21 protein-coding genes are annotated in these 26567 nt (G+C 41.9%); 14 read left to right on the plus strand and 7 right to left on the minus strand.

Translation table 11 applies throughout. The features are described from left to right. Together V7K61_RS25425 and V7K61_RS25430 are read left to right on the plus strand one after the other, a co-directional pair. Window positions 1-2588 (plus strand): COR domain-containing protein (locus V7K61_RS25425; RefSeq protein WP_335057664.1); only part of this gene is annotated, 2588 nt, incomplete at its 5' end. A gap of 437 nt (window positions 2589-3025) precedes the next feature. Then, on the plus strand, window positions 3026-4003 hold the full coding sequence (locus V7K61_RS25430) for an aromatic ring-hydroxylating dioxygenase subunit alpha (RefSeq protein WP_335057666.1): 978 nt from the start codon (window positions 3026-3028) through the stop codon (window positions 4001-4003). A gap of 299 nt (window positions 4004-4302) precedes the next feature. Here V7K61_RS25430 and V7K61_RS25435 read toward each other — a convergent pair whose 3' ends face one another. Next, the gene (locus V7K61_RS25435; RefSeq protein ID WP_335057668.1) at window positions 4303-5058 is read right to left on the minus strand and encodes a TspO/MBR family protein; all 756 of its coding nucleotides are present in this window, start codon (window positions 5056-5058) and stop codon (window positions 4303-4305) included. A 156-nt stretch (window positions 5059-5214) separates the two neighbouring features. On the opposite strand from V7K61_RS25435, the gene V7K61_RS25440 reads away from it, so the two are divergent. Continuing rightward, the gene (locus V7K61_RS25440; RefSeq protein WP_335057669.1) at window positions 5215-5832 is read left to right on the plus strand and encodes a hypothetical protein; all 618 of its coding nucleotides are present in this window, start codon (window positions 5215-5217) and stop codon (window positions 5830-5832) included. Window positions 5833-6219: 387 nt separating this feature from the next. On the opposite strand, the gene V7K61_RS25445 is transcribed toward V7K61_RS25440, so the two are convergent. Continuing rightward, complete coding sequence (locus tag V7K61_RS25445) at window positions 6220-7008, minus strand: hypothetical protein (protein ID WP_335057671.1); 789 nt, start codon at window positions 7006-7008, stop codon at window positions 6220-6222. A gap of 517 nt (window positions 7009-7525) precedes the next feature. Between V7K61_RS25445 and V7K61_RS25450 the strand changes: the two genes are divergently transcribed. From V7K61_RS25450 to V7K61_RS25465, 4 genes are all read left to right on the plus strand, one after another. Continuing rightward, complete coding sequence (locus tag V7K61_RS25450) at window positions 7526-9313, plus strand: amidase family protein (protein WP_335057673.1); 1788 nt, start codon at window positions 7526-7528, stop codon at window positions 9311-9313. Window positions 9314-9354: 41 nt separating this feature from the next. Continuing rightward, entirely contained in the window at window positions 9355-11166 is a 1812-nt protein-coding gene (locus tag V7K61_RS25455) for a mechanosensitive ion channel family protein (protein ID WP_335057675.1), read from the plus strand. Window positions 11167-11459: 293 nt separating this feature from the next. Then, on the plus strand, window positions 11460-11876 hold the full coding sequence (locus tag V7K61_RS25460; RefSeq protein WP_335057677.1) for an SH3 domain-containing protein: 417 nt from the start codon (window positions 11460-11462) through the stop codon (window positions 11874-11876). 421 nt (window positions 11877-12297) lie between these two features. After that, the gene (locus tag V7K61_RS25465) at window positions 12298-12573 is read left to right on the plus strand and encodes a hypothetical protein (RefSeq protein ID WP_335057679.1); all 276 of its coding nucleotides are present in this window, start codon (window positions 12298-12300) and stop codon (window positions 12571-12573) included. A gap of 304 nt (window positions 12574-12877) precedes the next feature. Here the strand turns inward: V7K61_RS25465 and V7K61_RS25470 are convergent, their stop codons facing one another. Continuing rightward, window positions 12878-13555 (minus strand): class I SAM-dependent methyltransferase, encoded by a 678-nt coding sequence (locus tag V7K61_RS25470; protein WP_335057681.1) that lies wholly within the window; start codon window positions 13553-13555, stop codon window positions 12878-12880. Window positions 13556-13865: 310 nt separating this feature from the next. On the opposite strand from V7K61_RS25470, the gene V7K61_RS25475 reads away from it, so the two are divergent. The 7 genes from V7K61_RS25475 (at window position 13866) to V7K61_RS25505 (ending at window position 21775) form a co-directional block, all read left to right on the plus strand. Then, a complete protein-coding gene (locus V7K61_RS25475) occupies window positions 13866-16061 on the plus strand; it encodes an O-linked N-acetylglucosamine transferase, SPINDLY family protein (RefSeq protein WP_335057682.1) in 2196 nt (731 codons plus the stop codon). Window positions 16062-16136: 75 nt separating this feature from the next. Continuing rightward, window positions 16137-17231 carry a DUF4350 domain-containing protein gene (locus tag V7K61_RS25480; RefSeq protein WP_335057684.1) on the plus strand — a complete coding sequence of 365 codons (1095 nt, stop codon included), beginning with the start codon at window positions 16137-16139 and terminating at the stop codon, window positions 17229-17231. 61 nt (window positions 17232-17292) lie between these two features. Next, on the plus strand, window positions 17293-18243 hold the full coding sequence (locus V7K61_RS25485) for an AAA family ATPase (RefSeq protein ID WP_335057686.1): 951 nt from the start codon (window positions 17293-17295) through the stop codon (window positions 18241-18243). Window positions 18244-18339: 96 nt separating this feature from the next. Further along, window positions 18340-19287 (plus strand): prolyl aminopeptidase, encoded by a 948-nt coding sequence (gene pip / locus V7K61_RS25490; RefSeq protein ID WP_335057688.1) that lies wholly within the window; start codon window positions 18340-18342, stop codon window positions 19285-19287. A gap of 193 nt (window positions 19288-19480) precedes the next feature. Continuing rightward, the gene (locus tag V7K61_RS25495) at window positions 19481-19834 is read left to right on the plus strand and encodes a hypothetical protein (protein ID WP_335057690.1); all 354 of its coding nucleotides are present in this window, start codon (window positions 19481-19483) and stop codon (window positions 19832-19834) included. 403 nt (window positions 19835-20237) lie between these two features. Continuing rightward, window positions 20238-20879 carry a DUF4232 domain-containing protein gene (locus V7K61_RS25500; protein WP_335057692.1) on the plus strand — a complete coding sequence of 214 codons (642 nt, stop codon included), beginning with the start codon at window positions 20238-20240 and terminating at the stop codon, window positions 20877-20879. 101 nt (window positions 20880-20980) lie between these two features. Beyond that, window positions 20981-21775 carry a GH25 family lysozyme gene (locus tag V7K61_RS25505; protein ID WP_335057694.1) on the plus strand — a complete coding sequence of 265 codons (795 nt, stop codon included), beginning with the start codon at window positions 20981-20983 and terminating at the stop codon, window positions 21773-21775. Between the two features lie 110 nt (window positions 21776-21885). On the opposite strand, the gene V7K61_RS25510 is transcribed toward V7K61_RS25505, so the two are convergent. From V7K61_RS25510 to V7K61_RS25525, 4 genes are all read right to left on the minus strand, one after another. Beyond that, a complete protein-coding gene (locus tag V7K61_RS25510) occupies window positions 21886-22323 on the minus strand; it encodes an NUDIX hydrolase (RefSeq protein WP_322739032.1) in 438 nt (145 codons plus the stop codon). A 639-nt stretch (window positions 22324-22962) separates the two neighbouring features. Next, window positions 22963-25053 (minus strand): glycoside hydrolase family 10 protein, encoded by a 2091-nt coding sequence (locus tag V7K61_RS25515; protein WP_335057696.1) that lies wholly within the window; start codon window positions 25051-25053, stop codon window positions 22963-22965. A 175-nt stretch (window positions 25054-25228) separates the two neighbouring features. Beyond that, the gene (locus V7K61_RS25520; RefSeq protein WP_335057698.1) at window positions 25229-25786 is read right to left on the minus strand and encodes an HdeD family acid-resistance protein; all 558 of its coding nucleotides are present in this window, start codon (window positions 25784-25786) and stop codon (window positions 25229-25231) included. A 183-nt stretch (window positions 25787-25969) separates the two neighbouring features. Further along, the gene (locus V7K61_RS25525) at window positions 25970-26521 is read right to left on the minus strand and encodes an alpha/beta hydrolase (RefSeq protein ID WP_335057699.1); all 552 of its coding nucleotides are present in this window, start codon (window positions 26519-26521) and stop codon (window positions 25970-25972) included. Between the last annotated feature and the right edge of the window lie 46 nt (window positions 26522-26567).

The raw sequence follows: 26567 nt of genomic DNA on the forward strand, positions 1-26567 counted from the left end.
TGACAGAGCTTTCCCTCCATAACAACCAAATTACCGAGATTCCAGAGGCGCTGGCAAAATTAACCAATCTGACGCAGCTTTACCTTAGTGACAACGAAATAACCGAGATTCCAGAGGCGATCGCTAATTTAACCAATCTGACAGAGCTTTCCCTCCATAACAACGAAATAACCGAGATTCCAGAGGCGCTGGCAAAATTAACCAATCTGACGCTGCTTACCCTCTGTGACAACGAAATAACCGAGATTCCAGAGGCGATCGCTAATTTAACCAATCTGACAGAGCTTTCCCTCCATAACAACCAAATTACCGAGATTCCAGAGGCGCTGGCAAAATTAACCAATCTGACGCAGCTTTACCTTAGTGACAACCAAATTACCAAGATTCCAGAGGCGATCGCAAAATTAACCAATCTGACGCTACTTGACCTCACTGACAACGAAATAACCGAGATTCCAGAGGCGATCGAAAGTTTGCCAAAATTGGAAACTCTAGATTTACGGGGAAATCCGCTTCCTATTTCACCAGAGATTTTAGGATCTTCTGATGATGTTGGTTCAGTTGAAAACATTTTTAATTACTTGCGATTACTCCGTAGCGGTGAAGTGCGTCCACTCAACGAAGCCAAACTTTTACTCATTGGACAAAGTAGCGTCGGCAAAACATCGCTCATCGAGCGACTAATCCGCGATAAATACGATCAAAATCAATCCCAAACTGACGGACTCAATGTAGAAACTTGGAACGTGCAGGTCAATAGTAAAGACATCCGCCTCAATGTTTGGGACTTTGGCGGACAGGAAATTTATCATGCTACCCATCAATTTTTTCTGACTAAGCGCAGCCTCTATCTCCTCGTTTGTAATTGTCGCACCAGCGAAGAAGAAAACCGCATCGAATATTGGCTGAAACTAATCGAAAGCTTCGGCGGACAGTCCCCCGTGATTATCGTTGGCAACAAAAAAGACGAACAACCCCTCGACATCAACCGCAAGGCATTACGCGAAAAATATCCTAACATCCAAGACATTATCGAAACCTCTTGCCAAGACAATATCGGCATTGATGAACTTCGCAACGCCATTTTGCAGCAAATCGCCAACCTCAAAGAAGTCTACGATCTTCTACCCCTGACATGGTTTGAGGTTAAACAACAACTCGAAGCCATGACTGAAGACTTCATCACCTACAACCGCTACATCGGCATCTGCTACGACAACAAAATCCCTGAAGAACAAAACCATGACCAACTGATCGACTTGCTGCATCGACTTGGCTTAGTTCTCAACTTCCGCGATCACCCCATCCTCAAAAATACCAACATCCTCAAACCCAACTGGGTGACAGAAGGCATTTACGCGCTCCTAAGCGATGAAACACTCAAAACTAAACACAAAGGCATTTTCACCCTCGCCGATCTCACCCGCATCCTCAATCCAGAGCGCTACCCCGCCAAGCGTCACGACTACCTGATCGGGCTGATGAAAGAATTTGAGCTTTGCTTTGCACTAGAATGTCACCCACCACAATTTCTAATTGCGGGACTTCTGCCTAAAGACGAACCAGACGAAACAGAACTCGACGGTGAAACCCTTGAATTTCAATACCATTACAAAGTTCTCCCCGAAAGCATCATCTCTCGCTTCATCGTCATCACCCACGAAAAAATTTATAACCAAATCTATTGGCGCAGTGGCGTAATGCTTGCCTATAAAGAAAACAACGAAATCTACAACATCGCTCGCATCAAAGCCGATCCCGAAGACAAAAAAATCTTCATCACTATTAGCGGACGCAAAGAAACCCGCCGCTCATTTCTCGGCATCCTCCGCGATGTCTTCCATAAAATCCACAAAAGTCTTCCCAATCTCGAAATCACCGAATGGGTTCCCGTCCCCAAGCATCCCAACCATCCGCCCCTCGACTACCAAGAACTCCTCGGACTCGAATCAATGAGTGAAAGCACAATCACCATCGGCAAACTAAAATTAAAACTCGATTTACGTCAACTTTTAGATGGCTATGAATCACTAAAATCGCGAGAATCGCGTCGAAAATCACAAAAAGGACATAATGATTTAGATGATAGGACTGCATACGAAGATATGCGAGATATTGCTAAACTAGCTGTCAGCAGAGAAATTAAAATTAATAATAATAATAAAGCTGAGGCAAATGCTGTGTCAGAAAATCCTCAATTCACAAACAACCTTCAAGGCGCAAACATCGCCAATTTAGCCAACCAAGTCAAAGACAACGCTAGTCAGCAAGCCTCTAACTTCAACCAAACAAACGGCGCAAACATCACCGAAATTCTGCAACTGATAGGCAAGCTGCGCCAAACTGCCGCTCAATTCCCACCAGAAATCCGCGACGACATCACCATTGATATTGATGATGTAGAAGTAGAAATTCAAAAGCCAGAAAAAGAACGCAATTTACCCAAACTCAAAAAGCGTCTAGTAGCTTTACTAACTGCTGCTACTCTAGTTGCTGGCGCGATCGCAGGTATGACAGACTTTACAAACAATGTTATGGAAATAGGGAACAAATTAAATATCGAACTAAAGCTTCCCTCTGGTAAATAGACTTTTCTAACTCCAGGGGCGATGCAAGCTATTATAAATTAACAATGATGGCATACAGCTGCATCTAAGTACATATTTTACCCCACCCTAACCCTCCCCTTGTAAAGGGGAGGGAACCAGATTTTTCTTGTTTCCCCCCTTTACAAGGGGGGATTAAGGGGGGTAATTAGGTTGTCTGACGCTCAATTACAGCACTCATCAAGTTACTCGTCAGTATGCTCACGTAGAAAAGCAAGTATTCGCCTAAGTTTTTCCCAGCTAATCTTCAGTTGGCATATCTTTTAGGACTTATGCATTAACCTAAATTTCCCGCCACTTTGAGTTTTTGCATACATAGAGATCGCACATTTATCTGTTAACAAATCTAAAAGTGCTTTGATAGTTTTTCCACAGGATGATTAAGATATAGGTATTTGACCTGACGGGTGTCGATACTCATGGTGCAAGACCAGATTTTGCTGAATGATTGGCATGTAATAGCGCGATCGCAAGACCTCCAACCTGGAACAGTCCTGCACAAGCGCTTATTAGGCGAAAATCTAGTGCTTTGGCATAATGGCGACAAAGTTTTAGCTTGGCAAGACGTTTGCCCTCATCGTGGTGCCCGTCTTTCTCTAGGATATGTTAATCAAGAGACTCTTGTTTGTCCCTACCACGGTTTAGCCTTTAATAGCGAGGGAAAATGTGTACAAGTTCCGGCTAATCCCGAACAATCGCCCCCCGCCCAAGCTTGTGTTAAAACTTACCAAATTCAAGAGCGTTACGATCTGCTTTGGGTTTGTTTAGGGACACCAAAACAAGACATAGCTCCGTTTTCTGAGTGGTACGATCCGGTCTATCACAAGATTTTCTGTGGCCCTTACTACTATCACTCTAGCCCTCTGCGGGTGCTGGAAAATTTCATCGATCCGGCACACTTCCCAATTATGCATTCGGGATTATTTGCCCACGCCAGTCGTCCTGAGTTGACGCACTATGAATTAGAGTCTCTTCCAGATGGGATTAGTTTCAAATGTGGTTTGTGGGAACTAGATTTTAATTCCGGTAATCCTCTGTCAGCACCAATGATTTTCAACACTTACGATTACCGCATTTTCCGTCCGCTTGTAGCATACTTTAAACTTGGGCCTGGAGATCGTCGTTTAAATATCTTCTATACAATTACGCCAGTCGATGAAGATGAGTGCGTGGCGCAATATTGGTTAATGGTAAAGAGCGATCGCGAACTAAAAGTGGAACTGTATCTAGATATTCAAAATCAAGTTGCTAGTCAAGATATTGCCATTGTCGAATCCCAGCAACCCCGACGCTTACCTTTAGATTTGCAAGCAGAAATACATTTACCGAGCGATCGCTATTCTATAGCATACCGGAAGTGGCTCAAAAAACAGGGTGTTACTTTCGGCACTATTTAAAAGTTGGCGATGCTTCTCATTATGATTAAAAAACAGATTTAGATAAAATTCGTTTAGAAGCTAACTCCCTTAAAGATTTTAAAAAACGGTAGATTAGACCTCTTTCATAAGTCGAATTCACCCCCCTTAATCTCCCCTTATAAAGGGGAAAAACTTGAAATCTTGCTCCCTCCCCAATACATACGGGGAGGGTTGGGGAGGGGTGATTCAACGATTTTTGCAAGAGGTCTATTGTTAACTGCTCTACCGTTTTTTATGTATCTTGAATTGGCTTTCATCTCAAGGTGAATTTTGGATATTTATTGATCCACAGGTGCTAATTTTAAAGGATACAATGGCTCAGATCCATTTAATTGCCAAATTCTAAATACTAAAACAGCAGCTACAGTTAACCACACACAAGAAAATGATAAAGTCATTCCTGCTATAGGATTAGTTTGCCAATAAATTGCCGTCACCACTACAGCAGATAACCAAGGGCCTAAAATAACTACAGGTACAGCAGCACCTAATCTCCGTTCTACAGTAAAAATCGTATTCCAAGTATCCCCTAAAGCCAAATGTACCACAAACAAAATTAAAGGTAATACTAAAAACTGGTGATTCATTTCCTGCCAAACCAATACAGAAGAAATGACCCGTAAAACAGCAATTATCATCCAAACTATGGGAAATGCTAAAGGTGGAGGCGACCATCTTGGTCTGATTACCTGGTCATAGGTCTGACGAGAACGGGTATTATCTAAAAGGGAAAAAATTCGAGAACGGATACTTAATAGAGCAAAAAATAATCCAGTCAATAAGGTGCTAAACCAACTGGAAAAAGAAGAATTATTATCAATGAACATTACTAATTTTTCCATTCCCAATAACACGATAATCATGACTACTATTTGTAAAATAGTCCCTAGTGTATAAACTAAAACTGCTTTGATATCTAGTTCTTGTGTAGTCGCTATTGATGTGTTTAGAGACTGTCGTTGATTCCCAGGTTTTACCCCCATCACTGTATTAACAAACTGTTCAACTATTCCACTAGTCTTGGATTTATTCATAATTAAGAGATGGTGCGTAGTTGGTAATTAGTAGTAATAAGTCATTATATGATATTCTAATATTTAAAAATAATTTGGTTAGACTCTTTTAACATCAGAGTTTATAAGTTCCGAATCTAATGTACAGTCTCTCATAACTGATATTGAGGAAAAAACGTGGAATTTCAGAAGTTATTGTATATTTTTACTCTAGTAAATATTGCTACGTTTGCTCTGAGTGTACCTGTATTTGCTCAAATCGCGCAGACTCCCTTTAATTCTGCACAGTCAAATTGTCGTGCAACTAAAGTAAATACTCCAATTTTCAAAGAACCTTCAACATCATCTCATGCTATTAGAATATTGTCGGCAAAAACAAGGATTACTTTAGCATATATCCCAGCTAGTGGAGATAGATTTGTCAGAATTAAAGCTCCGACTTCAGGGTTTATTCAAACTGCTGTGCTGAGATTTTGTCAGCCGAATAACAACGCTCAAAATGTATCGAGTAAACCTACTATTGGCAGTGTATGTCGGCAAATTGTACGACGGGAAACTATACGTCGCCAACCAAGTACACAAGAACCTTTTATTACAACACTTTATCCAAACACAGTTGTGTTTGTGAACTTGGTTACAGGTAATATAGTTAAGTCATATAAATCTGAAAATTACATTTGGGTAGAAATCGACCTTTCCAGAAGTTTCCCTGGAGAATTATCTGGTAATGGTTGGATAGTCAATACTGACTTAATAAATACTCCTGGATTAAGCAGTCTGGCTTATTGTAGTTAAGTATCTAGGCATAAATAAATTTAAAGTTTGTAGTAAGGACTTTATTCCTGATAATCCTTGCTCTGAGCGATAAATCGCTCACTACAAACTAGGAGTTTATTTTATATTTAATTATGTCTACCTACTTAAGAGAATCACAACATCATCTAATCCGGCAGATGCTAGCAGTGTGCCTCTAGTTTTAGTAGCAGGATAAAAGGCAACATCCAACGCTCGTTCTTCGTGTCCTTCCAGAGTATTGAGTAGAGTAGCATCCAGTTTCCAGAGTTTCTCCTGACTGTCTAATCGGTATATTTAAGCTTATCGACTAAGAATTTTGTTAGGATTCAAGCTTTCAAATTTGTTTTATATACCAATCAGACAGTCAGATATTCTAAACCCTTAATCTTAACGTCTGTTGTCCGCTTCTACCCTAATCCTCTCGCGAGGACAGCGCCAATTTGCACCACTCGCACCACCAAGACCAACGTTTGTGCAACCTTGGGCTTGCATTGCATCGTCTGAGACATTCTCAGGCTTGTAGAATCGCCAACGACCTTGGTTATCTGGCCCTGACTCTGCTCTGAGTTGTTGTGTAGAGGCTCCGTAACGATAATCGCGATTCCGAGAATCATCATCACCATCCGCTTCTACCCTAATCCTCTCGCGAGGACAGCGCCAATTTGCACCACTCGAACCACCAACACCAACGTTTGTGCAACCTTGGGCTTGCATTGCATCGTCTGAGACATTCTCAGGCTTGTAGAATCGCCAACGACCTTGGTTATCCGGCCCTGACTCTGCTCTGAGTTGCTGTGTAGAGGCTCCGTAACGATAATCGCGATTCCGAGAATCATCATCGTAGCGAGAATCACGACTACGGGAATCACCATCCGCTTCTACCCTAATCCTCTCGCGAGGACAGCGCCAATTTGCACCACTCGAACCACCAACACCAACGTTAGTACAACCTTGGGCTTCCATTGCATCGTCTGAGACATCGTTAGGCTTATAGAATCGCCAACGACCTTTATCATCCGGCCCTGACTCTGCTCTGAGTTGCTGTGTTTGTGATATCAGCAAAGGAGTAGTAGTGGGTTTAATTTTTTGTTGTGCAAAAACTGATGAATCTTTTGTAGTAATGGAAGCTATACTCAAGAGGATGCCACAAGCAGCAAAAGTCACTAATTGAGACAATCTACTTATCTTGGTAAAATGCAACATCAACATAAGTTACTCTGATTGTTGTAAATATTATCTGTCCTGCGGGCAAGGGATAAGACAGAGGGCAGAAGGGAAGAAAAAATTTTAATGTATGCCTTTTTGCCTTGCCCAAATTTACTTTAATAACTGCACTAAATCAAATTATTTAGTGGTCTTCAATTACAGTGTGTTTGAATGCCTGTAATTACTTTTTACCTTCTGCTTTCTTCAAAAATTTAAATAATAATAGCAGGATAAGCCGCATTTTAGTTGAATTTGTTTAAAAATGTAAAGGTAAAGCAAAAAGCCGTAATAAACCGAAACTTTTGACGGCACTGAGTATTGTAAATTTGTGCGCAGAAAAGCTTTAAGCTAATCAAATATCATGTCAAGCTGTTAGCTGTTATTTTTCTCTAAATCTCAACATTGAACAAACCATTTTCAATTCAAAAGTTTTGTACGGAGAACTAATCTAAACTCCAGTAAGAAAACCCTCCAAGATAACAAGTCTATGAAATTGAAAACCCTAAAATTTTTGATGCTCACAGCAATCTCTGCGATCGCCCTCAGTGTCTCCACCCATGCCTACTCTCAGACAGCCACCCCCACTCAAGGCTTTGTGGCAACGGTCGCTGAAGTCCGCAGCTATCCCATCAAATTTCCTGTCGCAGAACCCAACTACACAAATAAGCGTGCGCGAGATTTCAGCCCCTTTACCAAGGCTCTAGCCAACTTCTCTCCTGAGCAACGTAAGGCTCTAGACAAGCAATTGCTAGAAGCCACCGTGCCGAAAATACAGCAGCTCATGGCTAGCGGCGACCTCACTGCCACCGAGTTGGTAGTTTATTACCTCGATCGCATCCGATGCTACGACATCAACAAACTCAACTCGGTCATGGAACTGAATCCTGATGCCCTAGCGATCGCCCAAAAACTCGATGCTGAGAGAAAAGCTGGAAAAGTCCGGGGAGGTATGCACGGTATCCCTGTCTTACTTAAGGACAACATTGCTACAGGCGACAAAATGCATACTACGGCTGGAGCCTACGCCCTCAAAGACTGGCGAGCCGATCGCGATGCCCTCTTGGTACAACAATTGCGAAAAGCTGGAGCCGTTATTTTAGGTAAAGCTAACCTGTCTGAATGGGCAAATTACCTCGATCCCAGTATGCCTAGTGGCTTTAGTGCTTTAGGTGGACAGACTCGCAACCCTTATGGTGCTTTTGACCCACTCGGATCGAGTTCTGGCTCGGCTGTGTCAGTTGCCGCAAATCTGACTGCTGTGAGTGTGGGTAGTGAAACCCAAGGGTCAGTGGTGCAACCCTCCAGAATCAATGATGTAGTTGGACTAAAAACCAGTTATGGGCTAGTCAGTGGCGATTATATAATTCCCCTAGTCGCATGGGCTGATGTCCCCGGACCAATAGGACGCACCGTAACCGATGTAGCAACTTTGCTCACTGCTATGGTGGGTACTCCTGTAGATGCCAAGCCCGATTTCACTAAGTTTCTCTCTCTAGAAGCCGCCCGCAAACGTCGGGTTGGGGTAGCAACCTATGGTAAAGCTTTCGTGGAGGAAAAAATCAAGCAAGCTATTGAAAGCGATAGGGCACCGGGAAGCAAACAACCAACCGAAAACGAACTGGCCGAAGCTCGGCAGATTTTTAATCAAAGGTATGATGCTCAAAATCGGCAGTTCCAAGCTGCGATCGCTACCCTACGCAAACAAAAGATCGAGGTCGTAGAAATTGTCGCAACCAAATTACCACAGGAAAACCTACCGAACCCCGTTCTGGAATATAGCTTTAAGAATGACCTAAACCGCTTCTTAGCCCAAGCCAAGGGCATACCTGTAAAATCGCTGGCAAAGATTATTGAGATCAACAAGGCTGACCCCACCAATCGGATTCCCTACGGGCAACGATATATTGAAGCATCGCAAAACACAGCTATCACAGCTGAAGAAGGTGCCGCCACAAAAGCAACCCTAAAAACTACGGCGACCAATGCTTTAAATCAGCTATTTGAAACCAACAACATCAGTGTTCTGATTGTACCCACTAACGAGGTGTTTGCTCATGCTCCATCAGGCTTTCCTGCCTTGGCAATACCCAGTGGCTTTTCTCCAGAAGGAGAACCCCAAGGTATCAAATTAGTGGGTCGGTACTTAGGAGAATCAGACATAATAGCTGTGGGCTATGCCTACGAACAAGCAACCCTTGCCCGTAAAGCTCCCAACTTAAATGCTACTATTGCCACATTCAAAAATCTCAATCAGGCAGTGCCAAGGAAGTATTAGGTTCTGATAGGTTCTGATATTCAGTTGGGCAATAGTTCTCTATGGTTATACTCTCGTTTAATCGCTTGCAGCGTCTAACAATTCGGTTTGTGCTAATCATTGTGGTGACGATCGCAATGGTGTTTGGCTGGGGTGCGATCGCCCACAGTCAACTGCCCTCGTCACCCACCGCCGCTTCTAACGATCCGCACAAACCGCCTAAAGGCGTCACCCGTCTCGGTGAATATGAAATTGCCAACGTGAATTCACCATTAGACAAAAACCTTTTATTTAAGGTTGTCTCTCCCACTGTTTTTAATCGCGACGAACCGCCAGAGGGAAGTCTTCCTGTGGAAGTACGTGCTGAAGAAATTACGCAACGGCTGATGCGAGCGCTCGATAGAGCCGACAAAGCCAAACAAACTCCCATAATTTCTGTTGCCACCCTGAATAACCGCCTAATCCTCCAGCTCAATGACGATCAAACGACCCGTTCTTTAAGGCTGGTGACAGTCACAGAGCCAGATGCTGACTACTATGGGAAAACACTGGAGGAATTGGCCCAGGATTGGCAAAAAATATTACAAGCAGAAGTGGAACGCATCGAGCGACTCTTCTCACCTAAGGTATTGTCTCAACGGGTTGGGCAGGCAATACAAATCAGCATCGGCTTGGTGTTGGGCAGTGTTGTGTTATGGTTCCTGCGGCGAACTCTAATTCGCAAACAAACGGTATTGCAAGCTCGTTATCAAGAGCATATAGCTGAGGCAAAACAGGCTGCGGTCAAACGCTCTCAGGCAGAAACATCGGCCAATATTCAGGCAATCGACACCAGCGAACCAGAGGCACACACCATTGCCCACCAGCGATCGCAATTTCTAGAAATCATCCAGCGACAGTTCACTCTCAAGCGCCAACTGGGGATCTATTCTTTTCTCACCTTGCTACTGTTTTGGGCGTTTATTCTCGTATGGTACATCGGGATTGTGGTAATCATGTCTCGCGTCCCCTACCTGATGAGATGGTGGAGTGACGCTTTCGCCCGTCCCCTCGGGCTGCTGATTATTTGGTTTTTCATCAGTGTTGTTATTCGTATTGGCAAAAGCTTAATTGACTACATCACCGATGTCTGGACAACCCATCCCTCTATCCCTTTGAGTGAAACTCAACGGATTGCCCTGCGATCTGCAACAGTTTCCGGGGCACTAAAAGGATTAATCACTTTTGTTTTCATTACCTTCGGTATCTTGCGGACTCTAGACATTTTTAATGTACCCACTAGTTCAATTTTGGCAGGGGGTGCTGTCATCGGTATTGCAATTTCCCTTGGTTCCCAAAGTTTGATGAAAGATTTGGTCAATGGGTGCTTAATTTTGATGGAGGATCAATTTGCTGTGGGAGATGTGATTGAGATTGGGAATAAAAGCGGACTGGTGGAAAATCTCAACCTGCGCGTGACTCAACTACGCAATGGCGAAGGTAAGCTAATTACCATTCCTAATAGCAATATCACTGATGTCAACAACTTAACCCGCCTTTGGTCGCGGGTAGACTTTTCTATTGTGGTGGCCTATGAAAACGACCCGAAGTATGTTTTAGAAATTCTCAGGCAAGTATCCCAGCAATTGTATAGCGAACCAGAATGGCGCGATCGCGTGCCAGAATTGCCCGAAGTGCTGGGGATTGATGACCTCTCCCACACAGGTATGTTAGTGCGCGTCTGGATTAAAACAGCACCGATGCAACAATGGTCTGTGGGGCGAGAGTTCCGTCTACGAGTGCGCCTAGCCTTTGAAGCAAACAATATCCAGATCGGCAGACCGGAATGGATCGCTTACAACACAGATTCGGCAAAGTCTCCTTTTCAAAATTAGCCTAAATGGGATATCAGTAATGTTTCACATTTAGCGATCGCACATTGATGTATGCATTGGGATTACTGGCTTAAAGAGTATTGATGTTGAAAATCAAACCGGGTATTGTGTTGAAGTGGGAACTGTTGAAGGACGCTTCAGTTCCATTCTCTACAACTCCACCGATAGATGCAATTGAAGTGGGGTAATGTCATTAAAATATGTGTCGCCTCTTCCGATGAGGAAAATTCTGCAATTCGCTGAGTATTGGCACATTCAACTCTTAATTTGTAAATATTTAGTAAACAAAAACCATGAAACTTAAAACATCACTTGTTGCGACTGTTTTATCTTTAGCATCAATTGCTACGACTTTACCAGTGCAAGCAAACATCGTTAATGCACAAGTGCAAGGAATTAACAATATTTCTGCACCCTCAAATTCTTCTCTTTTAAATCAGTTAAACCAACCTTATCTGATTGCTAGACCTAATTGGGCGAGGCTGTCTGGAAGTCGCACAAGTAGAATTAACCTACGTGCAAGACCAACTATCAACTCATCTACTCAGGGCTACGGTTTAGGTGGCGATCGCGTCCAAAATTTGGAATGCCGTCAAGACTATGATAGAGGTGGTAAAAACCGTAACTGGTGCAAAGTAAGGTTCCCAAAATCGGGAGCAGTTGGTTGGATTCGTAGCGACAAACTTATTTTCAACGATGGTGGCGAATAAGAGAAATTTCTTAATTTTTCGAGTCTAGTAGACAATCAAAACTAGCGAATTTTCCATAGCAATTAATGCTAGTATCTTTTATTTTTAGTATTAATTGCTATGAAATTAATATCAAGAATGGTGGAAACATTCCAGTTTAAATTATGATAAAAAAGCTAGCGATTATCCTAACTTTTATATCCATTGCCCCGATTAATGGATTACCTACAATAGCAAATGCTCTAGAATCTGATGATGAGATTACCTGTAGCACCGATGATTTTCACTATACAATTTTAAAAAATTCTAGGAATCAATTAATTCTATAAGCCACACCAGATTTGACTCCCAATGAAAGAGTAGTTTTTGGTAATGGGCGGGTTGTCCATAATCCCAATTGGACAGATCGCATTTTTAATCAAAATGGATTTAAGTACAATATTTGTACTGTATACAAAAAAATGGTAGCAGAATTACATTCGCTCTCGTTCCTGGCAAAAAGCCTGTGTTCTACGCCTGCAACAACAATCCAGCCAATGAAATTGTTGCCACTTATTACGAAACCAATCCACCGATTGCCCAATTAGAACGGGGCGACACTACGATCGCAGCAATCGTAACTATTTCCCCTAGTTATCCCGTATTTCTTTCTAAATTCAAATCAGAAAAGCAGAGAACACCGCCCCAAACAAGCGCGCAATCTCTGCCGTACAAATAAGTCAATAAAAATGGAGAACAAACCTATACTACACCAAATTAAATAATTGCTGCAAAACGCACAATGACAACAGCAAATAAAAGCAGCAGCTAACCAAGCAGAAGCTATCAAATTGATAGCGATCGCGAGTGCAGAGAAAGGTTATAACTTCACAGTTGAAGCTTTTTAGATCCAACTTTTCCAATATTTGAATTTGGATAATTTCCATACTTGGTACTGCGGTTTAACACAGAAATAGATGCTGCATAACACAATACTGCTCGGTTAAAGGGAAAAGCTAAAGAGAGCAAATGTGTTTAATACTTTACTCCCGTTCAAAGACAAAAATAATGGAAATTGGTTTATTTGTCTTGGGATCGGATGGCTCATATAAATTTAGCAATCGGTAATTCAAAGCATGGAATTCGTCGATCCATGATTCCAGGGTTCGGAAATACCAAGGAGTAGGGTAGAATGGTCGATCTGCATTTGGTTGCCATGAAGTTTCGCGCCACCCATTGGAGTATGGTGAGTCACCGCAAGCAATTATCGGGTGAAGTGTTTGAATGACTATTTTGCCTTTGTCTTCTAACAGACTATGACCTGCCTTAGCGATCTCATCAAGAGCGCATTCGCCTAGAATTGAAAAGTTGCAAATCAAGCAAGAGAAATAGTTAATTGTGCTAAATCTTTGTGATGCCAGATCCGAGTACGAACAAACAACAAAGCGAGAATCACCACTATCCTTTGCTGTCTCGATGAGATCGGCGCAAAAATCAACACCCCAACCATCGATTCCTAAAGAAAAAAGCTGTCGAGACAACCATCCCTCACCGCATCCAATATCTAAGAATGTTCTTGGATTAAGTTGGGTTATCGCTTTAACTATAGCGGCATCTGTGGCGATCGCACGGCTTTCAATTTGTTGATTACGAATTGCTTGTGTCCATAATTTAGCATTCATCTGCCATGAGTCAAGGATTCGTTTTTCATTCTCGTCCATACAACACCGCTCAAATAGCACGAACAATCTTCTCCTTTAAAACATAAGCGATAATGCAGCCAGATGCAGGATTTACACTATTTCCAAGAATCGCAGTTGTAACTCATGCCTATACACGATTACAGCAATTATTTAGGTTCTATCGATTATCGATAGTACACATGAACTCCATAGTCATTTACATTATTTAAGTATGTTCTGTCACACCAAAAATTCAGTGCAAAAGTTTTTTGAGTCGCTGGGGAAACTGAAGGCTTTTTAGGATTTTTCGAGTTTAATAAACGATCGTATCATTAGTAATTGCAACGCTATGTTAATTAATGAATTAAGAAATATTAATTTAATTATTTTTCCTGACTGGTCTAATTTAGAAACTGCGATGCCTTCTCTACGAGAGGCTGCGCCAACGGCGAGCTTCTCTTCTCTACGAGAGGCTACGCCAACGAGACGCTCCGCGAACGCTAACGCAGAAGATTTGACAAATGTTCTCAGAACTCTTTTCACACATCCAGCTAGACAAGATATAACACTGCTAATTTATAGTCAAAGTTTATCGGATGAACTACAAGATAATGCTAACTCATTACTTTTTGAAATAGTTTTGAAGCTTAGTTTAGAAGAAGCTGTCTCGGAAGACCTGAATGTAGGGCTAACAGGTCAGTTAACCACCCAAGAATGGTCTATTATTAAATCATTAATTAATTTTCGTATCCCAATTAATAACGAAGATCGCTACATTATCCAGCAGCCAGAAATTGCACAAATCCCTAGATGTGATTTGTCAGAAATTGAACAGCCAACTATTTATGAAGCGGCTCGGCTAGAATCTTGGCAAAGATGGGGTGACTATTTCGTAGACAGTGATTCCCCTGAAAATGCTATCTCATATTACAGCAAGTATTTATCTAGTTGTCCGCACCAAATTAACTATTATCTGAAGTTAAGTGATGTTTTTTATAAAACTGGTCAGATGCCAGCGGCTATCATAACATTGCAAAATGGTATTAGCAATTGCCCTCAAGCAGAAGAACTCTATTACTGGCTGATTATTCGTCTAAAGCAAAGCCAGAACTATCTGGAAGCTCGTAACTTCGCTCAACAGGTTACAGAGAAGTTTCCTGAAAATTACGTATTTAAGATGTTGAGCTATCTTCTGCTCCCAGAAACTTATCATACTCCTCAAGAGATTGATACCTATCGAGCATGGTTTCAGGATGGGCTAGAAAAATTGATTCAAGAAGTAACAATGAATAGCCCAGATGAACAGAAAAAAGCTTTTAGAGGAATCAGTCATCATACAAACTTTTTTCTTGCATATCAGGCAAAAAATGATCTGGTATTACAGCAGCAATATGGACAGCTAGTTCACCAAATTATGACAGCAAATTATCCGCAATGGAGTCAGGTGCGTCCAATTTCTTCTATTAGTAACAATCGAAGAATTAAAATTGGCTATCTTTCCTATTTTTTATGTAGCTGGAGTGGAACAGTTTTGTTCTTAAACTGGCTTAAATATGCAGATAATCAAAATTTTGAAATTTATTCATATCACATAGGGCATCAAATTGATGCTGCTACTCAATTATTTCAGTCTCATAGTACGAAGTTTTATCATTTGCCGAATAATTTAGAACAGATTTGTCAACAAGTTATTGACGATCGCCTTGATGTGTTAATTTTTCCAGAATTAGGAATGGATGCCACCACACTATGCATTGCTGGACTCCGTTTAGCGCCGATTCAATGTATGGCTTGGGGGCAACCTGTCACTTCTGGACTACCCACCATTGACTATTTTTTATCTAGCGAACTGATGGAGCCTATGAATGGCCAATATCATTACACCGAAAGCCTAGTACGTTTGCCTGGTGTTGGAATTTCCTATCCTACGATCGAAGTTGACTCAGTTAACCGCAACCGATTATTTTTTGGATTACGAGAAGATGCTATCGTCTATATTTCTAGTCAAGCTGCTTATAAATATTTACCACAGTACGATTACGTTTATGCAGAAATTGCCCGTCAAGTTCCCAATGCTCAGTTTATGTTTCTTCGCTCTGGGATTTCTCAAGAACGTCTGAAACGGGCATTCGCGGCTGTCGGGTTAGATAGTCTTGACTATTGTGTATTCTCTCCTGTCCTACCCCGTGATGATTACTTTGACTTGCTTTCTTTGGCAGACATTTACTTAGATACCTTCGACTGGGCGGGTGGTAACACAACACTGGATGCGATCGCCTGTCATTTACCAATCGTTACTTGTCCAGGTGAGTTTATGCGGGGGCGTCATTCCTATGGTTTTTTGCAAGCGATCGCTGTAACACAGACAATTGCAGATGATACCTCGGAATATATTCAGATTGCAGTGCGATTAGCCGCAGATATTGATTGGCGATACTCAGTTCGTGAAGCCCTAAAACTCTCAAGCAAGGTTCTGTTTGACAATCCCACTGCTACCCAAAATTTAGAAGCATTCATCAAACAGGCGATCGCTGCAAGAAGTTAAAGAAAGTATATTTTGACTTTAACTGAAAAATAAGTAAGTATTAACAGTGATATTCAAAGGCTATGAAAGTCGAAAATGAAACGTCCAAATCGCCTTGCTTGGATGGGAGCGATCGCACTCGCTGCGATCGTTTTACTTAGTTTGTTCGTGGCTCCCAATAATACTAAAATTAACGCTGGCTCTACCTACAACCGTAACTCTAATGGCTATGGTGCTTGGTATGCTTTTATGCAACAACAGGGAATTTCTATCAAGCGCTGGCAAAAGCCTTTTAGTGATATTCAGCCAGAGAACAGCCCAGTTACCTTCCTACAGGTAGGCGGCTATCCCAGAGAAACCACACTAGATAGTCAAGAGCGGGAATGGGTAGAAAAAGGGAATACTTTGGTAATTTTGGGTGCGAAGGCGCGGGTTACAGAAGCGGAGTTTAGCACTATGCAAAAATCTCCTGAAGGTGATATTAAAATTGATACACGTAGACGATATAAAAAAGCTAACTCCCAGCAAGTTAATTTAGGCGATCGCTTTGGTGCTGTTGTCTGGAAAGAAAATTACAAAAAAGGAAAGGTGATTTTTTCTACCACTCCTTATTTAGCTGCCAACGCTTACCAAGATTACTTAAGTAATTTCAAGTATTTAGCTAGTTTGGTTGCTGAAAAAAGTAACACAGTTTTTGTCGATGAATACATCCACGGCTATAAAGATGCCGATGTCAGAAAGAAAGAAAACGAAGGAGATTTATCTAGCTTTTTTGCCAAAACTCCTTTACTTCCAATCTTGATACAGGTAGGTATCCTGCTATTAGTGCTAGTTTGGGCGCAGAATCGCCGCTTTGGCAAGCCAGTAGCTTTAGATACACCAGTTGTAGATAATAGCGAAGCATACATCCAAGCTTTAGCCGGGGTGTTGCAGAAAGCTGATACCACCGACTTTGTTGTTGAAATGGTAGGTAAACAAGAACAACTACAACTCCAAAAAGCCTTGGGATTAGGGCAAGTACTTTTAGAACGTCAAGCCTTGATCGATTTTTGGATAGAAAAAACAGGCGCAAGTGCAGCCGAACTAGATGCAGTTTTAAAGCTACAATCTCGCAAACAACCCATCAGTGAACGAGACCTGTTAAGCTGGTTGGGGAAATGGCGAAGCATTAGATTAATTCGTAATTCGTAATTCGTAATTCGTAATTTTTTTTTTGAATTGTACTCTGCGTTGGTTATTTATCAATAAAAATATGAGTGAAACACATCCTATATTAATTCGTCTTGGTCAAGGTCTTAATCAAGTAATTGTCGGACAATCTAGCTTAATACAGCAAATTTTAGTAGCACTGCTAGCGGGTGGACACGTAATTTTAGAAGGAGTACCGGGAACTGGGAAAACCCTACTAGTAAAAGTGTTGGCGCAGTTAATTCAAGGGGAATTTCGCCGGATTCAATTAACACCAGATGTTTTACCTTCAGATATTACTGGTACAAATATTTTTGACTTGAATAGCCGCAATTTTACTTTAAAAAAAGGGCCAATATTTACTGAAGTATTGCTAGCAGACGAAATCAACCGTACTCCGCCCAAGACACAAGCAGCGCTGTTAGAAGCGATGGAAGAGATGCAGGTAACACTGGATGGTGAAAGTTTGCCTTTACCAGATTTATTTTGGGTAATTGCGACACAAAATCCCCTGGAATTTGAGGGTACTTATCCTTTACCAGAGGCACAGTTAGACAGATTTTTATTTAAGCTGGTGGTAGATTACCCCGATAAAGCTGCTGAAAAGCAAATGTTACTCAATCGTCAGGCGGGTTTTGCAGCACGGCGTTTAGATATTAGCCGTTTGAAACCAATCGCAACAGTAGCCGACATTTTGCAAGCACGACAAGCAGTCAAAGAAGTTAAAGTATCAGAAGCGATCGTTGATTATTTGTTGGCGTTGGTGAGAACATCGCGTCAATATCCTGATTTGACTTTGGGTGCATCACCCCGCGCTACCGGTGCTTGGTTGCAGACATCTCAAGCTCTAGCGTGGTTAGGGGGAAGAGATTTTGTAACGCCAGATGATATAAAAGCAGTTGCATCACCGTTACTACGTCATCGTCTCATATTGAAACCAGAAGCGATGCTGGATGGTTTACAAATGGATGCGGTAATTGCATCGGTAATTAATCAAGTACCAGTTCCGAGGTGAAAAAATTAAACCTCTGGTGTAAATCCCCAACCCCTTCTCCCAAAATTGGCTACGTCAAAATGAATTTGACAGACTATTACTGATAAAATATGCAAAATGCGACAACTTTATCCAGCGATCGAGCCTTACTTAGAAGGTAGCTTACAAGTTTCCGACCTTCATACTATCCATTTTGAAGAGTCAGGAAACCCCCAAGGTCAACCCATCGTTTTGCTGCATGGGGGCCCTGGTGGCGGATGTCCAGCTTTTTATCGGCAATATTTCCACCCAGAAAAATGGCGGTTAGTGATGTTTGACCAACGCGGTTGTGGTCAAAGTACTCCCCATGCTGAATTACGAGAAAACACCACTTGGGATTTAGTCAGTGATATCGAAAAACTGCGCCAACATTTAGGTATAGAAAAGTGGGCGGTTTTTGGTGGTAGTTGGGGTAGCACTTTATCATTAGCTTACAGTCAAACCCATCCCTCTCGATGCACGGGGTTAATTCTGCGTGGGATTTTCATGCTGAGGCAAAAAGAGTTGCGCTGGTTCTACCAAGAGGGTGCTAGCTATATTTTTCCTGATGCTTGGGAAGAATATCTCAAACCAATTCCTGTAGATGAACGTGACGATCTGATCGCAGCATATTACAAACGCTTGACCAATCCAGATTTAGAAATTCAATTAACAGCAGCGCGTGCTTGGTCAATTTGGGAAGGTAGCACCAGTAGACTGTTTTTAGATCCAGAACTCATGCAAAAGTTTGGGGAGAGTGAATTTGCTTCCGCTTTTGCACGCATTGAATGCCATTACTTCATGAATAAGGGATTTTTAGAAACAGAAGATCAATTACTCTTAAATGTAGACCGTATCCGCCATATTCCGGCTGTAATTGTTCAGGGACGCTATGATGTAGTCTGCCCAATGATATCAGCTTGGGAATTACATCGCGCTTGGCCAGAAGCGGAATTTATAGTGGTTCCTGATGCCGGACATTCAATGAGTGAACCAGGAATTCGTAGTGCTTTGATTGAGGCAACAGATAATATTAAATTCGGTTGAATATTTAGCCGGTGGGACGGGGGAGTTTGCTAAAGGAGTGGATGTAAGACAAACTCACAACAAAAAATCCTTAGCAAAATGTGAAGGGATTATGCAGCAATAGGATTCAGTTAACGCCAAAAACCTTAAACTGTGTAACAACTGTTTTAAAAGTCAAGCGTAGGCGTAGCCCGTTGTAGACATCGCTTTGTTTGTGGAGATTTATGAAAGCGATGCCTACGGCGGGCTACGCCTACGCACCTGTGTACTCGATCGCGGTGCGACAAAGTTTGGAGTACCTCAACACGACTTCGGAGTACCTCAACACGACTTCGGAGTACCTCAACACGACTTTGGAGTACCTCAACACGACTTTGGAGTACCTCAACACGACTTCGGAGTACCTCAACACGACTTTGGAGTACCTCAACACGACTTCGGAGTACCTCAACACGACTTCGGAGTACCTCAACACGACTTTGGAGTACCTCAACACGAGTTTGGAGTACCTCAACACGACTTTCAAGTACTTCAACATAACTTCGAGGTATCTGTTGCTTATATATAGGATTACTATTTGATTTTTGAACAACACGTAGGGTGTGTTATCGCGAAGCGTAACGCACCATTTTCAAGGCTTTGGTGCGTTAGACTAAAGTCATAACGCACCCTACAAATACTTAATTTTTTTCAGAAATCAAACCGGATTCCTATAGCAAAATAGCTGAATAAGACAGGTTTTACCCCACCCTAACCCTCCCCTTGTGAAGGGGAGGGAACCGGAAATCTCATTTCCCCCCTTTATAAGGGGGGATTAAGGGGGGTAATACGACTTGTGTATACACTGTAGCCTCAGAAAGTACCTTCACTTCGGATACTGGCTCCCTTCAAATTAGCTTCGATTGTAAATTTGGAAACTTACAATGTATATGAAGCATCAGTGTAAGTAGTTCACTACAAAAAAAGATGATATGCGAATTCTAATTGTGGAAAGCAGTATGTTGTTGCTCCTAACTGCGATGACAACTGGCTGTGTCGGTTCTTCCTCTGTTACAAAACAGCCGCAAGCCTTACCAATAATCACTGAGCAGCCGACGAAAGAAGCTGTGTTGACCTCAACACCTACACCGACTGCAAAACCTATAGAGAATTCTACCCCTGAAGCCACTACTGCCACAAATCCGACGCGCTGTGAAACTAGTCAATTGTCAGTGCGCCGAGTCTCTGAAGATGCTGGCGTTGGGAATGTTGCACTTACCTACGCCTTCACCAATAACGCCTCATCCCCTTGCACCCTCAACGGTTATCCGGGATTGGCACTACTGGATGCAAAAGATCAACCTTTGCAGGGGATTAAAGTTATTCGCTCCAAGGATACTTACTTTGCAAGTAAGCAACCTCGACAACAAGTAACTCTAGCTCCTGGAAAACAAGCCTCATTTCAGATAGCATATAACCACATTAGTTCCCCAGAGCAAAACTGCCCAATGTCTAGTAAAATTCAAATCACACCTCCTAATGCTTACCAGCACTTTACCCTTACAGAACAAATCAAGCCTTGTACAGGCAAAGTTAGAGTGACTCCAGTACGAGCCGTTAACACTCAACCCTAGTAAATTTCTGTAATTTACTCAAATACCCAGAAAAAGCATAAATTTAATCAAAGCCTCTGATAAGTTCAGGATTGTACTAATCAAAAAGGTTAAAAAATTCTATGGAAGGAATTGATGTTGCCGATCAAGACGGCAGAGTAGATTGGACGGCAGTAAAAAACTCTGGTAAAACTTTTGCGTTTGTCAAAGCCACAGAAGGAGTAAGCATCAAAGATTCTGCTTTTGCTCATCACTGGCAAACTATGAAAGCTGTTGGTCTGATTCGGGGTGCTTATCATTTCTTTCACCCTCATACATCTGACCCGGTTCAGCAAGCAAAGGAATTCTTAAAAACTTTGGGCAAATTAGAACCGGGAGACTTACCACCAGTCATAGATGTAGAGGTAACTGACAAAGTAAATAGCCAAGCTGTAATTAATGCAGCGAAGTTGTGGTTAGCAGAGGTGGAAAAAGCGCTTTTACAACAAACAAAAAAACCAATCAAACCGATTATTTATACTTACCCCAATTTCTGGAAAGAAGAACTTGGTAATCCATCTGATTTTGCTAGTTATCCTTTATGGATTGCCCACTACGAAACTAGGAACCCAACTATTCCTGGTGCTTGGCAGGGACAATATTTAATCCATCAATATGAAGGCGATATATCTGGTGTAACTGGTGTTAGTGGTCGAGCCGATTTGAATAGATTTAATGGATTGCAGCTAGGAGATTCTGGGCTAAGAGTAAAACAATTACAACAGCAATTAAAAGATATTGGATTATATACTGATGCCATTGATGGGCGTTTTTCTGAATCAGTTAAGAATGCAATTGTTAGTTTTCAAACATCTAAAAAATTGCAGGCTGATGGAATTGTCGGTATAAAAACTTGGGTAGCTTTATTATGGATTTAAGTAAGTGGGCGTGAATAAACAAAGGTTTATAGTAAGGTTTGGAGCTTTGACTACAAACCTTTTATTAGTTTTGTATTGTATAATATAGTTTAATTTTTTCTGTCCACTACTTAACATCGTAATGAACAAAATTGAGATTTTACCTGGAAAAAACCTTTAAGGATTCGTTTGAGTGAATTAAACTTAACCCGCCTGATAGCTTTATTCACTTCTACCCACTGCCGTTTTCTTTTACTTGCTTCGGGATAATCTTCACTCAGCATATCGACTGATAGTAAATACATCTTGACGCAGTAAATTTTGCCTTGTTTGCGGTACTTGTAAGTTCCCAGTTCATTTGCATCTACTTGCCCAATTATCCCTGCTTCTTCCCACGCCTCTTTGGCTGCTGAAGCAGGCGGACTCATGCCATTAGGAATATCTCCTTTGGGAATCACCCAGTGTTGAAAGTCACGAGTTGTAATTAGTAAAATTTCAACTTTACCATTGTTCACTCTGTAAGGAATTACCCCAGACTGTTTAAACACTTTGCTGGCTTTTCGACTCATGTAATTTACATCCTGTACTGACTAGCTTTTTTGTACAATGCTTACTTCAGAAAGTCTAGAGCTGATACCGGATAAATTTTGGTTAATCTTAAGTTATGAAAAGGTTAAAAACAGATTTTCACTTATAAGAGTTAATTATTCAAACAATTTCCAGCATCAGTGTTTGAGCGGGTGATGATGGTTTTAATTCCTCAGTTACGCTATTATTACCGGACTGGTTTTATCTTGAAGAGTCAGACTCGAATGGCACTAAGTTAAGATATAGCCCCTGCCCCAACTTCCAGCCTGGAGGCTGGGAAACCATTCTTGGAGGGCTGCCGCCTCCTATTTCTTGATATCATGTTCGCGTAATTAGTTATGCTAACCACAGTCATTACACCCCACCCCTTAATCCCCTCCCCGCAAGCGGGGAGGGGAGACAAAGCGTAGCTTTGGCGGGGTGGGGTTCTTCGGGTTTAATAAGCAATCAAGCGGACATGATATGACAAGAGGCAGAGCCTCTCGGAACTCATTCCCAGCCTGGAGGCTGGGAACGAAGATACAATCAGTCTTTGGGCTTTTCTTAGTGCCATTCGAGTCTGATGCCTATTCGTCAGTTGTATCCATAAAAGTTGTGGGTAATCTGGGCAGCACTGTTGTTTAACTAACTGTAATAACTGTTCCCGCACTCTCGTTGGCTAATCTATCCACTGCACACACGGCATAGCTTCCCGCTTGTTGGACGGTAGCGAAGGTTGTGCCAGCAGACAAAATTCGCTGAATTGTCCAAGTATCGCCACTCAGCCGATAAAGTGTCCAGGAACGAACTGGCTGATTATCTCCAGGCTGCCAACTCAGTTTGCGGTTATTGACTTGTAATCCAATGGGTGGAGGTGGTGGTGTTGTATCCTGCCAAGGCAAAGTTGGCGGTAGCGCAGGTTTGTTATACAGCAGACTTTGGAATTTATCAGCAATGCCCTGACTATTTTCTGTTAAAACACTGAGATTAAAGAAGATATTCCCCAGTGATAACTGTGCAGCTTGGCTACGACTAACTATCACCTGCTTTTCAATCTCATCACTCTCCCGACTCTTGTTGCTTGGTTCTGTCAAATTGTTGCCAGCGTAAACGTGTCTTTGTTTTGTATTTACCTGTGTCCACCACTTTAGTAACGCTGAATAACTTTGTTGTGGTTGGTCTGTGCGCCAGTAAAGTTGAGGAGCGATATAATCAATCCAGCCTTCTTCTAACCATTTCTTTGAGTCAGCATAGAGTACGTTGTAAGCATCTAATCCAGTAATACCAGCGGGTTGGCCGGGGCGATAAATTCCAAAGGGACTGATACCAAATTTAACGTCGGGTTTGGTTGTTTTAATCCCTTGCCAAAGGCGCTGTACCATTTTGTTAACATTGTCTCGTCGCCAGTCGCCAAGGCTGAGTGTACCACCAGCTGCTTTATATGCAGCGTAGGTTTTATCATCGGGGAAAGACTGTCCCTCGATGGGATATGGATAGAAATAATCATCTAAGTGAATGCCATCAACATCGTAGCGCTTCACTACATCAAGAATTACGTTATACGCCCTATCCTGAACTATTTTTAGTCCTGGGTCCATCCAGCGTTGAGTTTTCCACAAATAAATGCTTTCGGGATTGGTAGCTGCGATGTGGGGACGGACTGTTTTCGCAGGGTCGGTGGAGGTGCTAGCGCGGTAAGGGTTAAACCAAGCATGGAGTTCAATATTGCGCTTATGACATTCTGCGATCGCAAACGCTAAAGGATCGTAAAATGGTTCTGGTGCTTTCCCCTGAGTTCCTGTAATCCAAGCACTCCAAGGCTCTAATTGAGATTCATACAAAGCGTCTCCCTCTGGTCGCACCTGGAAAATCAGAGCATTGAAGTTTAGCGCTTGTAATTTAGTAATAATCTCGGTAAGTTCTGCTTTTTGTTGAGCAACAGAAAGTCCCGCTTTGGAAGGCCAATCACCATTCCACACAGATACTACCCATGCCCCCCGGAATTCCCGGCTATGATTTACCCTAACACTACCTATAGGTGTTGGCGTTGGAGTTGGTATTGGAGTTGGAGTTGGTGCTGGAATTGGTGTCGGTGTCGGTGTCGGTGTCGGCGTTAATATTGGCGGCTGTACTAGGTAACTAGAGGCAATTTTTTCTGCCTGACCTAAATACACCAGGGCTTGATAAATAATCACTGCCACATCTGCACGAGTGGCTGCGAGATTAGAATTGAGTAATTTAATATTTGGAAAACTAACCACCAATCCAGCGCTGGTGGCAATAGCTACGTGATTTCTACCATATTCAGGAATCTGAACAGAATCCTGATAAATTTGTGAGAGTTTTGAGAGGAGGTCAGGTTTTATCTTGGTAGCAATTTCTAAGCCTGCTACCAAGGAAACTAAGACTTCTACTCTAGTAATTCGGTTAGCAGAACGGAAAGTTTTATCAGGAAACCCGCTAATAAATGCTTTTTCGTAAGCTGTTTTGATGGCTGCTGCTGCCCAATAATTCGTGGGTACATCAACAAAGGGAACATACTGCCGCTTCTTGGAAACTGTCCCAAATGCGTTGGCGATAATAGCGGCAAATTCAGCACGGGTAAGTGAATTATCGGGGCGATAAGTGCCATTAGGCAACCCACTGACAATACCGCGTTGGGCTAAGGCTGTAATAAATGAGCGTGCCCAATGGTTTTGAATATCCGAGAAGGGAGTAGCAATAGATACCATTGTTAATTGCAGCTAGCTGGCCTTGATTTTGATTTCCTTTGTTAATTTAGCAATTTTGTTGGCGTAGGCATAGCCAGGGGTAGGCATCGCTGCTGCAATGTCTTGTAAACTTTTTTGGTATCGGGGATTAGGGATTAGGCATTTAGAAAACCTTTCCCTATTGTCTATTCTCTATTTAAGGTAGTTCTCCACTTAAGGTAGAACGCCCATTCAACGCCAGCATCACGCGTGAAATGCCACTAAAAATAATGCTGACACCAACTAATGTCCCAATTAGCCAAGGCGCATTGAAGGGCCACTGGAACCAAATCATTGCACCTAACACGAGGGTAATAATGCCATTAGTTAATATCCACGTCCAGTTTTGTTGTGGACGCAACTTGAATGCCAGAATTAACTCGAATGTGCCTTCAGTCAACAAAAATGTGCCAAGTAACAGAGTCAGTGTCAAAACACCCGTATAAGGGTAAACAAACAGCATGATGCCGGTGGCAATATAAAGCCCGCTCAAAAGAAGTTTCCAAAGAAAACCTCCTTTTTCGCGGGTTTGAGTGGCATAAACTAGCTTTGTAAATCCGGCGAAAATCAAAATCGCTGCAATCCAAGTTTCGGCGAATATGGTGGTGAAGTTAGGCGCTGCGATCGCAATAACCCCTAAAATACTCAACAGAACACCTGTTATCAGCGATCCATTAACATTTTTGTTAGTATCTCTAGAAATATCGGTTGTCATAAAAATCCTTTTCCTATTCTTAGACTAAACTCTACATTTAGGTTAGGGAATTTCTAAGTAACAGGGTATGAACCCTAAGATAGACTCTTCAGTATTAACTTAATCCTAATAGTGACTAAAATTCATCACTCTTGAGACACTAAACAAATCATCTCATGACAAATCTATTGTCTGAAGTAATCATTATAAGAGTTCTGCAAGACTGCTAAGGCGTTCATAAACAGAGATGAGACGATCTCCTTCAAGTTCAACAGAAGTATTTGGATAATTTTGAATGGCTCCAAGTAGTGTAACTTCACCATTTTGTTGAATAGATGTACTTAAAGCACTTCGCAATGCCTCCTGATTTAGTTCTCCTGCTGGAGGATGAACTACCTCACCAATTTGGTTAACTAAAATTGGCCCAGCCCAACTAGATAGTAAGCTATTTAAAAATGCAGCATCAGCTTTTATTGGTGCTTTCAGTGCCTTACGAGCTACTGCGGGATCTTGTTGTGCCGCCTGTAAATAAGCTCTTAATGTTGGAGTAGTTTCGCCAGTTTCTGTAAACTGAGTTAATTCTTCAACCGATATTTGCCCCTGAAAAGTACCATACTTTAAAACAACTTGCTCGGCGGCATTAGCATTAGTAGTTGAAAATAAAACGATAGCGCCTAAGCTTAAAGCTACTGTCTCAGTGAGTAACTTACTAAATTTTTTATTGTTTAATCGACTGAAAAGTTGAGAAATCTGCATTTTGTTAAACTTGATAATGGTATGGAGCAGATATAGACAAAAAATG

Source organism: Nostoc sp. (assembly GCF_036918015.1).
Classification (GTDB): Bacteria; Cyanobacteriota; Cyanobacteriia; order Cyanobacteriales; family Nostocaceae; genus Nostoc.